At 38.0% G+C, this 11,875-nt stretch carries 13 protein-coding genes; 8 read left to right on the forward strand and 5 right to left on the reverse strand.

Annotation, left to right across the window (positions count from 1 at the left end; all coding sequences use genetic code 11):
- Positions 1-215: 215 nt before the first annotated feature.
- From AABK36_RS02760 to AABK36_RS02775, 4 genes are all read left to right on the forward strand, one after another.
- Positions 216-1,067, forward strand: a complete 852-nt coding sequence (locus AABK36_RS02760) for an AraC family transcriptional regulator (RefSeq protein WP_309937498.1) — start codon at positions 216-218, stop codon at positions 1,065-1,067.
- A 140-nt stretch (positions 1,068-1,207) separates the two neighbouring features.
- Positions 1,208-1,765, forward strand: a complete 558-nt coding sequence (locus tag AABK36_RS02765) for a YceI family protein (RefSeq protein ID WP_309937499.1) — start codon at positions 1,208-1,210, stop codon at positions 1,763-1,765.
- Positions 1,766-1,791: 26 nt separating this feature from the next.
- Complete coding sequence (locus AABK36_RS02770; RefSeq protein ID WP_309937500.1) at positions 1,792-3,189, forward strand: hypothetical protein; 1,398 nt, start codon at positions 1,792-1,794, stop codon at positions 3,187-3,189.
- A gap of 82 nt (positions 3,190-3,271) precedes the next feature.
- Positions 3,272-3,850, forward strand: coding sequence for a YceI family protein (locus AABK36_RS02775; protein ID WP_309937501.1), 579 nt, complete (start codon positions 3,272-3,274; stop codon positions 3,848-3,850).
- 15 nt (positions 3,851-3,865) lie between these two features.
- Here the strand turns inward: AABK36_RS02775 and AABK36_RS02780 are convergent, their stop codons facing one another.
- The 5 genes from AABK36_RS02780 to AABK36_RS02800 all read right to left on the reverse strand — a co-directional run bounded on the left by AABK36_RS02780 (position 3,866) and on the right by AABK36_RS02800 (position 7,569).
- Positions 3,866-4,381, reverse strand: a complete 516-nt coding sequence (locus AABK36_RS02780) for a DinB family protein (protein WP_309937502.1) — start codon at positions 4,379-4,381, stop codon at positions 3,866-3,868.
- Between the two features lie 92 nt (positions 4,382-4,473).
- Positions 4,474-4,932, reverse strand: coding sequence for a MarR family winged helix-turn-helix transcriptional regulator (locus AABK36_RS02785; RefSeq protein WP_309937503.1), 459 nt, complete (start codon positions 4,930-4,932; stop codon positions 4,474-4,476).
- Positions 4,933-5,415, reverse strand: coding sequence for a glutathione peroxidase (locus tag AABK36_RS02790; protein WP_309937504.1), 483 nt, complete (start codon positions 5,413-5,415; stop codon positions 4,933-4,935).
- Between the two features lie 32 nt (positions 5,416-5,447).
- Entirely contained in the window at positions 5,448-5,849 is a 402-nt protein-coding gene (locus AABK36_RS02795) for a DoxX family protein (RefSeq protein ID WP_309937505.1), read from the reverse strand.
- Positions 5,850-5,997: 148 nt separating this feature from the next.
- Complete coding sequence (locus tag AABK36_RS02800) at positions 5,998-7,569, reverse strand: arylsulfatase (RefSeq protein WP_309937507.1); 1,572 nt, start codon at positions 7,567-7,569, stop codon at positions 5,998-6,000.
- A gap of 153 nt (positions 7,570-7,722) precedes the next feature.
- Here AABK36_RS02800 and AABK36_RS02805 point away from each other — a divergent pair, with 153 nt between their 5' ends.
- Genes AABK36_RS02805 through AABK36_RS02820 form a run of 4 tightly spaced genes read left to right on the forward strand, consistent with a single transcriptional unit; the run spans position 7,723 to position 11,875 of the window.
- A complete protein-coding gene (locus AABK36_RS02805; RefSeq protein ID WP_309937508.1) occupies positions 7,723-8,892 on the forward strand; it encodes a formylglycine-generating enzyme family protein in 1,170 nt (389 codons plus the stop codon).
- Between the two features lie 30 nt (positions 8,893-8,922).
- Entirely contained in the window at positions 8,923-9,957 is a 1,035-nt protein-coding gene (locus AABK36_RS02810; protein WP_309937509.1) for an HAD family hydrolase, read from the forward strand.
- A 14-nt stretch (positions 9,958-9,971) separates the two neighbouring features.
- Positions 9,972-10,940, forward strand: a complete 969-nt coding sequence (locus AABK36_RS02815) for an AAA family ATPase (protein WP_309937510.1) — start codon at positions 9,972-9,974, stop codon at positions 10,938-10,940.
- A gap of 5 nt (positions 10,941-10,945) precedes the next feature.
- The gene (locus AABK36_RS02820; protein ID WP_309937511.1) at positions 10,946-11,875 is read left to right on the forward strand and encodes a DUF58 domain-containing protein; all 930 of its coding nucleotides are present in this window, start codon (positions 10,946-10,948) and stop codon (positions 11,873-11,875) included.

Genomic DNA, 11,875 nt, shown 5'->3' on the forward strand with positions numbered 1-11,875 from the left:
AATATGCATGGTGTTGGAATTTTTTGTTAAATTTATTATTTATATAGTTAAATTTTTTGTTTAATAACTTTCTTTCGCTGAAATCAATATGAAAAACTGCACTTTGTTTTTTAATTGATATTTGAATAGTTATATTTTTTAGGGTAATTATTTTTAGAATATATAGATCGTATTAACGTTGCTATTTTGGTGAAAGGGAATAATGAAGTATTAATATGACAAGAAGTAAAGAGTTATTTGTTGACAAGTCAATGCACTTTGAATTAAAGAATTTGAACGTTATTGACATGTATGAAAGCAATACTTCAGAAAATTACTTGTTAGTGTGGATAAGAAAGGGGAAGGCGAGGCTAGATGTTGATGATAAGAATTTTTTGTTGCAAAAGGGATCGTTGTTTCTTTTGTATCCGGATCAGTTTTGGAAGTTGATAGGAGATCAAAACGACTCCATTGAAGGGGTATTATTGGAGTTTGCTTCTGACTTGGTTGCTGAGAACAAATTTTTTAAGCTGGAAGAGCAGTATAAGTTAATCTTGATTAAAGAGTTTCCTGTCGTGCATGTGGAAGAAAAATGGCAGGTTAGGTTGACAGATATTTTCGAGTGGCTTACTGAAGAATATGAATCCTCTTCATATGATATTGAATTAATAAAATACAAGTTGATTTTAGTGCTCCATATTTATAAAAGAGCTTTTGAGAATCGAGAAGCGCTACCGGAATTGAATAGTGTGGCAATGAGGTTTAGCAAGCTCGTAGGTGATCATTTTATGAATAATCATTCAGTAAAATTTTATGCGGATGCCCTTTCTATTTCCAGCAAGCAATTAAATTTGATTTTGAAAGAAAGCTATGGACGTACCACGCAAGAAATGATTCACAATAGACTAGTGTACGAAGCAAAAAGAAATTTGATTTACTCAGACGTTAGCATAAAGGAAATAGCTTTTTCATTAGGCTTCCAAGATGCATCCTATTTTAATAGATTTTTTAAGAAACTCGTAAAGTGCACCCCATTGGAATATCGTATTGAAAGTTCAGGTTTTAAAAGTACCATAGTTGGTGCGTAGTGTCCTATAATTCTCATTGATTGAAACTTACTTTTGTATAAACATTTACGGCTTCAAGATGCTTATTGCGTGTTTTGACTTGAAAAAAGCTATTTGTTTATCAGAATTAATACTAAGTAAGGAACTAAAATATATAATCAATGAGAAAGAAAATTGCACTTATTATCCTATGTGCTTGGGGATTATTAGCAGGCAATGCGCAGGCTCAAAAAAGCTATGAAAGCAATAATGGGGAAACTAAGGTTATAGGTACATCAACGCTCCATGATTGGGAATGCGTGTCTGAAACTTCCAGTATCGACATGCTTGCAAATGTTGAGGATGGACAGTTGAGTTCTATTGAAAGCTTGGTTTTTCAAATAAGCTCGGAGTCGCTAAAAAGCGGTAAAAAGTCCATGGATAAAAATGTCTATGATGCGCTTAAAACCAAAAAGCATAAAACTATTGATTTTAAACTAACCGAAGTAAAAAGCATTTCTGGCACTGAAGTGAAAGCAGAAGGAGTTTTGACTATCGCTGGAGCTAGCAAAAATGTCGTTTTGAACGCCACTGTAGTTCCAAATGCCAACGGTGTTGATTTGAAAACTTCATACACATTCAATATGTCTGATTTTGGCATTGATCCGCCAACCGCTATGCTCAATACTATTAAAACTGGCGATGAAGTGACGGTGGAATTTTCCGCAAATCTGAAATAAATAGCAACTTACAATTACAACATAACATGAAAAGAATTTTAATCACTCTATTGGCGGCGTCTTTGGGAAGCATGCCTGCAATGGCTCAGTCAGAATCTCAAGAGAGTGTCAAAGATAAAATGTTTGAAAGCTTAAGGCCGAATGATCAAACAGGCTTGAATGTCTTCGAACCTAAAAAGTTGGATAATTACGAATTCGACAAAGTCAGAGTACGCGTTGGAGGTAATTTCAATATGCATTTTCAAGGCCTTACTCAAGAGAATTATTATAACAGACATGCGGGAGAAGGCAATGCAACTCCGCAATACGGTTTGTCTGAGTTAGGACAAGATTTTAATTTGCCAATGGCCAACTTTAACTTGGATGTAGTATTTGCTCCGGGTGTAACTATGAAGTTGGAAACATATCTTTCAAGCCGACATCATGTGGAGGCTAATGTAAAGGGTGGATATTTGCAGCTGGATGCCTTGCCTTTCTTGAACAGCGCTTTTCTTGACAACTTAATGAAGAAAACTACTATCAAGGCAGGTTTGATGGAAGTGAACTATGGTGATGCTCACTTTAGAAGATCGGATGGAGGTAATTCGATTTACAACCCATTTGTAGGGAATTACTTGATGGATGCTTTTACCACTGAGTTGGCATTGGAGATCTTGATGCAAGATGAGAAGTCAGGCTTGCTAGGTATGATTGGTGTTTCCAATGGAAAACTTAATCAGTCAACCGCTAAAATTGAAGGAGCAGCTCCTTCGCTTTATGGTAAGGTTGGTATTGACAAGCAAGTCAATTCTGATTTGAGAGTAAGAACAACAGGTTCATTCTATACAAGCTTCGGCGAAGCGGTAAATTATCTTTACACTGGCGATAGAGCAGGGTCTAGATATTTCAATGTGACTTCATTTTATGATGCGGATGGAAATGTTGTGACTGCAAATGATTGGAGCGGTAGAGTAAGAAAAGGTTTCAACAAGTTCACTTCTTTTCAAATTAATCAGTTTGTGAAATACCAAGGTTTGGAGTTTTTCGGTACTTATGAATATTCCGCTGACGGCATGGACCAAATGACAGGCACAGATGCTTCAGGCCAGACTATAGTAGCTGAAAAAGGAAATTATAATCAGTTTGTGGCTGAATTGCTTTATAGATTTGGAGAAGGAGAGAAGTTTTATGTAGGCGGTCGCTACAACACAGCGTTTGGCAATGACGGTACTCTAACTACTTCTGAAGAGTCGGGAGTTTCATCAAAGTCTGAGGATTTTAGAGTGGATAGATTCAATATCGGCGGAGGATGGTTCATGACCAAGAACATTCTTACGAAAATTGAGTACGTAAATCAGCATTATAAAGATGGAGAGGCACTTGGCCCGCAATTCAAGGATGCTAGATTTCATGGTGTGAATATAGAGGCTGTGATTGCATTCTAGTAGAATATTAAATAAAGTAGCGCTTTTGAATTTTATAATTTCAAAGTGCTACTTTTGAATTTGAAAAGAAAAATATCTAGTCATGATTGTATTGCTAATTCATGTTTTATCATTTATGATTGGTGGGGATTATCAAAAAGGTAAAAGCCCTGTTTCGATCTATTTTAAAGAATCATCAAGCATCAATATTGAGGGAAGAAGCAATGTGAATTCGTTTAATTTTGAATATGAAAATGCACTAAGTGATACTTTTCAAATCGTTAAGGAGCCTAGCGGCGATTTAGTTTTTTTTGATTCGATTTTGGCATTGAAATCAGAATCGTTCGATAGCGGTACTAAGTTGATGAACCGCGATTTTTTTAAAATGATTAAGTCCAAAGAATATCCTCAAATTCATTTGCAATTGAATAGATTGATTTTTGTAAATGGCAAGGGCTATCTGGAGGTGACAATTAGTTTAGCTGGTGAGAAAAATGTCTACAAGCTTTCATTGGAAGATTATATAGTAAAGAATAATGAGTTTAAAGTTGAAGGCAATTTAGACTTGAATATCAATGATTTTGGCTTGATACCTCCCAAGAAAGCCATGGGCCTTATCAAAGTAGATAATAAGGTTACTGTAAAAATAGATTTGGAAGGCAACTACATGTCCATGAAGTGATAATAGCTTGCTTCTTTATTCATAACTATAAAAAGGGCTGTCTTTGGCGGACCAAAGGTTAGCGCCGATTAACTCTTCTCCTAAAGTTTTAAGGTAGACGAAAAGTTGCATTTTATAGCCAGTAAGGAATTTTATAGTGATTTCTTGAAGAGCAATACCAAGTGGCAACTTGTCGATAAGAGGATGATAAGCGACTCTTTTTTTCAGATCCTCAGGCTTAATAGTTTCAAAAAACTTGATCAGTTGTCCTTTTTGATCATCTAGAGCTGTCAAGTATTCGCTGATCGTTTGATCTTTATGTTTTTCTACCATTCTATAGTAGCGATCATGTGTTTTATCCTTGAAGTCATTATGATACAGAGCTTCAGCGGTATAAATTCCGATAAAAGATAGCGTTTCCATCAGCTCTTGAGTCGACCACATACTTTCAGCCGGTCGATAAGCCAAGTATTCTTCTTTGATGTTTTTTGAAATATAGGCTATAGCCTCGCATTCTCGAATTACAGAGTCAAATAAAAATTTTTTATCCATCTTTTTGAACGGTTGAAGTTATAACTTCAATATAGGAAATAGAAATCAAAAAGTACATGCCGCTATTGCGAGTGTAAGCGGCATGCGTAGAGTTATTGTTTTTTTATCAAGTCTATTAATTGATAAAGGCTTTCTTTTAATTGATTTACTTCTGGAATTTTAGAATCGGAATTTTCAGCATTGATTTTTTGAATCAGTTTTTCGGGAATGCACATGGCCTTGGATTTCATGTCTTTACCTTTTTGAGTCAAGCTGATCATAACTATTCTTTCATCTGTTTGAGATCTTTTTCTGCTAATGATACCTTTGGACTCCATTCGCTTGAGCATGGGAGTTAGCGTATTTGATTCTAGAATTAATGCTTTGCTTAGTTCTCCAACCGTTGAATCTCCTTTATCCCACAAGACCATAAGCGTCAAATATTGAGGGTAGGAAATATCCAAGTCGCTTAAAATAGAATTATACAATTGAGTGATTAATCTAGATGCTGCGTAGAGAGGAAAGCATAACTGATCTTCCAGTTTTATTGAATCGGTATTTTCTGTGCTCATTTATTTTAAGGATTTTTCCAAGAAGCTGTCGATAGCTTTAGGTTTTGTCGTTGGACTGAACCTTTTCATAGGTTTTCCATTAGGTCCAACAATAAACTTGGTAAAGTTCCATTTAATTCTTTTGCCGAGCAAGCCGGGCAATTCATTTTTCAAATATTTAAAAATAGGATGGGCATTTTCTCCATTCACATCGATTTTGGCGAACATGGGGAAGGTAACTCCATAGTTGATTCTGCATACTTCTTCGATGTCTTCTTTGCCTCCAGGTTCTTGGTTGCCGAATTGATTGCAAGGAAAACCAAGAATTACCAGTTCTTTGTCTTTGTACTTTTGATGGATAGCTTCCAAACCTTCGAATTGGGGAGTTAGTCCGCACTTGCTGGCCGTATTGACGATCATTACTGTCTTTCCTTTAAAGTTGGACATAGGAATTTTTTCTCCTTTTATATCCGTCGCTTCGAATTCATAAAAATTGTTTTCCATGGCTTTATATTTGGTTAAATAAGAATATCAATTTAATCATTCATGTTTTTTTGCAACCTCCAATCGCTAGTTGACCAGATAGCTAAATATATCAGCAATGGTTGTAGAAATAGTCTTAAGAGTCTGATTGCATCATCATTCAAGCCAAAGGCATCGATTCCTCTTGAAAATTGATGCATATTCCCTGGGAATACAGTTATTAAGAAAATGGCTAATATGATGCCTATCCATTTTCTGTATTTTCTTACAAGCAACATGCAAGCGCCAAGTATGAGTTCAGTGATTCCAGTTATCTCAATTACAAGTTTTTTGTCATAGCTTATGCATTGGGGAACCAGACTTTCAAACTCCTGCTTTAGACTAGTGAAATGGGCAACTCCACTAGTCAGCAGCATTACGCAGAGTATTACTCGTGTGAAATTTTTCAATTTCATAAAGCAAAAGGTTAATATCTTTTGCGAATATATCGTGTGCGATATAATTATCAAAGTGTATTTTTATTTATTTGATTCAGGTATAATAAAAAAACGATTTCAACTCAGTTGAAATCGTTTTTAATCTATATTAATAAAGAAAATTAAATTATCTTTCTAAATCTGGTTTCAAGAATTTTTCAGCAATTTGGTCCACAGAGAATGATGCAGGACGCTGTCTTACAGGGTACTTTTGGAAAGTCGCTAAGAATTGTGCAAATTCATCTTGGCCTTTATATACCATAAATGCATGGTCAATTCTGAATTTTTCATAATTATTAGCATCTGTAGGAGCTCTTTCAAAAGGATCTCTTCTCAGGTTGAGAATGTGTGGAAGTCTAAGTTGAACAAATGGCTCGGCCCATACAGCGAAGCCATGAGCTCTTTGCTCTGCGAATACGAGCTTCCAGTCCCCTGTTCTCATGCCAACAGGTAGTCCGTCGTCGCTGAAGTAGAAAAAGTTTGTTCTAGGACTTTCTTTAGTATCACCAGTCAAATAAGGGAGTAAATTATAGCCGTCAAGGTGAACTTTGAACGTTTCGCCGTCGGCCTGAAATCCAGTCAGCAACTCTTGCTTTACCTTATCGTTTCCAGCTGCAGCTACCAAAGTCGGCGTCCAGTCCATATGCGAAACGATCTCATTTGAGATAATTCCTGCTGGAAATTTCCCCGGCCATCTTACCATGCAAGGCACTCTGTATCCGCCTTCCCAGTTGGTGTTTTTTTCACCTCTGAATGGAGAAATTGCTCCATCAGGCCACATGTTGAAATGCGGTCCATTATCCGTAGTGTAGATTACTATCGTATTGTCAGCAATGCCAAGCTCATCCAATAAGTCCAGCAGTTCACCAACGTAGTTGTCATGTTGTACCATAACATCCGCGTAAAAGCCTTGGCCTTTGGACAGTCCTTTGGCTGAAGGGTCGGGATATGTTGGGAAGTGCATTGCCGTGGTATTGAACCAAGTGAAAAAGTGTTGATCATTATTGGCTTGCTCCTTTATCCATTTTTTCGCAGCATCTAAAAATTCCTTGTCGACAGTCTCCATTCTTTTCTTGGTCAATGGTCCTGTATCTTCTATTTTTCCATCAGATGTTGCTCTTATAACACCTCTTGGCCCATACTTTTTCTTGAATTCCGGATCTTGCGGATAATCTGGGTGTTCTGGTTCTTCTTCAGCATTTAAGTGATATAAGTTGCCGAAGAATAAATCGAAACCATGGTTAGTTGGTAGAAATTCGTCGCGATCTCCAAAATGATTTTTACCAAATTGAGCCGTGGCGTAGCCATATGGCTTTAGCAATTGAGCTATGGTCGGATCTTCTTTTTGAATACCAACTGGAGATCCTGGTAGTCCTACTTTTGTTAAGCCTGTTCTGACAGGAGACTGTCCAGTAATGAAGGCTGCGCGTCCAGCAGTACAACTTTGTTCAGCGTAGTAGTCTGTGAACATTACTCCTTCTTTAGCAATTCTGTCAATGTTAGGAGTCATATAACCCATCAAGCCTCTGCTGTAGGCGCTTACATTGGTAATACCGATATCATCTCCGAATATGACTAAGATGTTCGGTTTGCTGTTTTTTCCTTTTTTGGGAGCTGGTCCCGGCGCTGCTGACACTGGCATAGAGAATAACTCTATTAAAATGCCGACAATCATGATCCATGTACTGGTTTGTTTCATGTTCAAAGAATTTAAAGAATGAAAGAATTACGAATTGATTTTGAACAAGAATGATGCTTGAAATTTTAAATAGGGCATAGAAATTGACGAATGAATGAAGGATACTTTTATCTGTTTAGTGAATTTTTTTTCTGCAGTATTATTGTACTAGACATGAGATTATATTTTATCATTATTTTATTTTTTGGTTTAGAGTTTCTTTTGGGTTGCAAGGAAAAAAGAAATGCTTCGGGAAGCACTACTGTTTGTTATTCGTCGATTGAGGAAAATTTTGTAGGCAAGGCGGACTTGAGTCTTTTGTATTTGACAAGCTTGGAGAATATTAAGCTAGACACGACTGTTGCAAGTGATTATTCGGGTATGATAAGAATCAAAGGCGGAACCTTTAATATGGGAGGAGATACTCCTGATGACGAACAATCTTGGGAAGCTTCCGCTTTGCCACAGAGAGATGAATTTCCGAAGCATGCGGTTAGTGTTGACGACTTTTGGATGGACAGCCATGAAGTGACCAATGACGAATTTGCTAGATTTGTGAAAGAAACAGGTTATGTTACCATAGCGGAGAGGGAAATTGTCTGGGAAGAGCTAAAAAAACAATTGCCTAAAGGTACGGCCAGACCGTCGGATAGTCAATTGCTGCCATCCTCATTAGTGTTTTCATATGCGCCTGAAGGAGCATCAAAAGAGAATATGGCGAATTGGTGGGAGATGGTGCAAGGAGCCAATTGGAGACATCCATTGGGGCCTGGAAGCTCTATTGAAGGGAAGGGCGATTATCCCGTTGTTCATGTAAGTTGGTATGACGCTTTGGCCTATGCCAAATGGGCGGGAAAAAGACTTCCTACGGAAGCGGAATGGGAGTATGCTATGAGAGGAGGACTCGAAGATGCAATGTATCCTTGGGGAGATGACAAAACAGAAGAAGGAATTCATTATGCTAACCACCTTCAGGGAGAATTTCCTTATCATAATACCGTCGACGATGGCTATGAGCGAAGAGCTCCAGTGGGGAAATTCCCAGCCAATGGATATGGATTGTTTGATATGGCGGGTAATGTTTGGGAATGGACAGCTGACTGGTATAGCGCTAACTATTATGCTAAAATGAAAAGACAAGGAAATTTGGCAGTGAATCCAAAAGGGCCTGAACAATCAAATGAAGTTTATTTTAATTATGAAAAAAACAAGATTGTTCGTGGTGGATCATTTTTATGCAATGATAATTGGTGTTCTGGATACAGAAATGCCAGAAGAATGCGTTTAACTCCTGATACGGGTATGGAACATGTCGGATTCCGATGTGTGAGGAATGTGAACTGAATAAAATATTAATAAATAAAAATAATATTCATGATTCGCATTTTCAAAACAAACACTTTTTACATAGTGCTTGTGTTGTTGTTGACACAAGCATGTTCGCCAAAGAGTAATGAGCGAGAGACCGAAGGGGGCTTATCTGAAGACGCTTTGCCTTCTTGGAACAACACTGAAATTAAAAATAGGATAATTTCCTATGTTGAAGGAGTTACAAACCCTTCTCTGCCTGAGTATATCAAGCCTGAGGATCGAATAGCATGCTTTGACAATGACGGCACGCTTTGGAGTGAAAAGCCTATCTATTTTCAGTTTTATTTCGTATTCGATCAAATCAAGAAAAAGAGCAAAGAACATCCTGAATGGAAAAATCAACAGCCTTACAAAGCAATCTTGGAAGGAGATCATGAGGCTTTGATGAATACTCCTTTGCCAAAACTTCTCGAGGCTATTCAAATTGCTTTGGCAGGAGATACTCCGGAAGCGTACAAGGCCGAAGTAAAAGCTTGGATAGACACAGCCAAGCACCCGACAAAGAAAGTGAGATTTGATCAATTGGTGTATCAGCCCATGTTAGAGTTGTTGGATTACTTGAGAGCTAATGATTTCAAAACGTATATAGTTTCAGGTGGTGGCTTGGATTTTATGAGAGGCTCTTTGATTGACGTATACAATATTCCGTCTGAGCAGATATTGGGAAGCACTCTAAAGACAGAATTCATTGAAACCGATTCAGGATATGTTATTATAAGACAGCCGGAGCTTGACTTTATTGACGATAAAGACGGCAAGCCGATTAATATCAATCGAGTGATTGGCAAGAAACCGGTGATTTGCGTTGGTAACTCGGATGGCGATTTGGCAATGTTGCAATGGACTTCCGATCAAGAGCATAAAAATCTGGAAATGATCATTCATCACACTGACTCTGTAAGAGAGTGGGCTTATGATAGAGACTCAAAGATCGGTCATCTGGACAAGGCGCTTGATCAGGCAAAAGCGGATGACTGGGTTATTGTAAGTATGAAGGAAGATTGGAAAGTGATCTATCCTCAAGGCAATTCTAAATAGTAAATATCAAATTTATGGATACACGAAAAAGCATTCAATTATTGCTTGACAATATCAATGCGTCTATCATAGGACAAGAGAAGTTAGTGAAAAGGTTGGTATTGATACTTCTGGCGGATGGAAATTTTTTATTGGAAGGTTTGCCGGGATTGGCAAAAACCAAGGCGATTAAGACCTTGTCAAAACATCTGAATTGTGGATTGAGCAGAATACAATTTACTCCAGATTTGCTTCCTTCGGACATTACAGGGACAGAAATATACCAGCCGGAAGCAGAGGAGAAATTTGTATTTCAAAAGGGACCAATTTTCAATAATTTGATTTTGGCTGATGAAATCAATAGGGCTCCGGCAAAGGTTCAGTCCGCGCTTTTGGAAGCAATGGAAGAACGACAAGTATCAGTAGCGGGAAACACCTATCCTATGGAGAGCTTGTTTATGGTCATGGCGACACAAAATCCTGTGGAGCAAGAAGGCACTTACCCTTTGCCTGAAGCGCAAATGGATAGGTTTCTTATGCATGTGAGAATAGATTACCCCGATGATGCATCTGAATTGGAGATCATTAGATTGAATCGAAAGGAGTCAAGCCTTGAGCAGAAAAAAGAAGAAGTAGAAAAAATCTCTCAAGAAGTGATCTTTGAAGCTCGAAAAGAAATAGATAAAATACAGATTTCGGAGACATGTGAAAGATATATAGTGGATATCATATCCGCTACAAGAAGACCTGAGAAATTTGGCGAGGATTTGGCCGAATGGCTGGACTTTGGAGCTAGTCCAAGAGCCAGCATCGCTATAGATAAAGCGAGTAGAACAAATGCATGGATGAATGGTAAGGATTTCGTCAGTCCGGATGATGTTCGCGAAGTAGTACATGATTGCTTGAGACACAGGCTTATTTTGAGCTATGAAGCTGTAGCCCAAGGAGTGTCGGCTGATCAAGTAATTGACGAGATTCTTAATAAAGTAGCGGTATTGGCTTGATGAGAATGAAGCGTAATCAACGAGAGTATCCAGAGAATGTATATACTTCACTGGAAAGCTTGCTGAGTATGGAAAAGCATGCTGTGGGTTTTAGTTTGTTGGCTAAGAAACAAAAAGTAAAATCCATACTTGGAGGGAAGCATGCCTCAAAGCTTAGAGGTAGAGGAATGGATTTCGAAGAGTCTAGAAAGTATGTGGCTGGAGATGATATTAGAAATATAGATTGGAAGGTAACTGCTCGAACGAAAACAACGCATACTAAAGTATTTACAGAAGAAAAGGAAAAGCCTGCTTTGGTTATTGTTGACCAGTCCAATAGCATGTTTTTCGGCTCCAAAGTCAAAACAAAAGCTGTTGTGGCTGCTGAAGCCGCGGCTTTGATGGCTTTTAGAATATTGAAAGATGGAGATCGAGTAGGCGGAGCTATATTTTCCGGAGACGAGCTTGAAGTTTTGAAGCCCAAGCGAGATCGTAGAAATGCTTTGCGATTTCTTGAAAAGATGGTTCAGTATAATCATAAGCTAGGGCAGGATGATACAGCGACATTTGAGAAAAACCTTCAAAGAGGAATCGCGGAGATTAACAATATGATTACCCATGATTTTCTGGTGGTGATTATTGGAGATTTCATACATTATTCAGAGGATTTGCTTAAGTCGTTGCGTCTTATGAGTCGAAAGAATGATGTGATTCTTGTGAGAGTTACAGACCCTATGGATTTTATTTTGCCTAATGAAGATATCGTTCTAAGCGAAGGCGACAAGCAGATACTGGCAAGAGGAGGCCGAAAAGAGCTACGCAATAAGCTTAAAGAGGAAAATGAGATGAATAAGTTGAAATTCGAATCTATGCTGAAGAAGTATCGAATTCCGGTAATCAATCTCAATACCGAAGAGGAAGTGCATGAACAAGTGAAGAACATTTTAACACAATGA

The organism is Aureibacter tunicatorum (assembly GCF_036492635.1).
Classification (GTDB): Bacteria; Bacteroidota; Bacteroidia; order Cytophagales; family Cyclobacteriaceae; genus Aureibacter; species Aureibacter tunicatorum.

Bases quoted from the DNA above. Each gene is read 5' to 3' on its own strand.
- AABK36_RS02770 (WP_309937500.1), top strand. From the start codon at position 1,792: ATGAAAAGAATTTTAATCACTCTATTGGCGGCGTCTTTGGGAAGCATG.
- AABK36_RS02810 (WP_309937509.1), top strand. From the start codon at position 8,923: ATGATTCGCATTTTCAAAACAAACACTTTTTACATAGTGCTTGTGTTG.
- AABK36_RS02785 (WP_309937503.1), bottom strand. From the start codon at position 4,932: ATGAGCACAGAAAATACCGATTCAATAAAACTGGAAGATCAGTTATGC.
- AABK36_RS02815 (WP_309937510.1), top strand. From the start codon at position 9,972: ATGGATACACGAAAAAGCATTCAATTATTGCTTGACAATATCAATGCG.
- AABK36_RS02790 (WP_309937504.1), bottom strand. From the start codon at position 5,415: ATGGAAAACAATTTTTATGAATTCGAAGCGACGGATATAAAAGGAGAA.
- AABK36_RS02765 (WP_309937499.1), top strand. From the start codon at position 1,208: ATGAGAAAGAAAATTGCACTTATTATCCTATGTGCTTGGGGATTATTA.
- AABK36_RS02795 (WP_309937505.1), bottom strand. From the start codon at position 5,849: ATGAAATTGAAAAATTTCACACGAGTAATACTCTGCGTAATGCTGCTG.
- AABK36_RS02820 (WP_309937511.1), top strand. From the start codon at position 10,946: ATGAAGCGTAATCAACGAGAGTATCCAGAGAATGTATATACTTCACTG.
- AABK36_RS02805 (WP_309937508.1), top strand. From the start codon at position 7,723: ATGAGATTATATTTTATCATTATTTTATTTTTTGGTTTAGAGTTTCTT.
- AABK36_RS02780 (WP_309937502.1), bottom strand. From the start codon at position 4,381: ATGGATAAAAAATTTTTATTTGACTCTGTAATTCGAGAATGCGAGGCT.
- AABK36_RS02760 (WP_309937498.1), top strand. From the start codon at position 216: ATGACAAGAAGTAAAGAGTTATTTGTTGACAAGTCAATGCACTTTGAA.
- AABK36_RS02800 (WP_309937507.1), bottom strand. From the start codon at position 7,569: ATGAAACAAACCAGTACATGGATCATGATTGTCGGCATTTTAATAGAG.
- AABK36_RS02775 (WP_309937501.1), top strand. From the start codon at position 3,272: ATGATTGTATTGCTAATTCATGTTTTATCATTTATGATTGGTGGGGAT.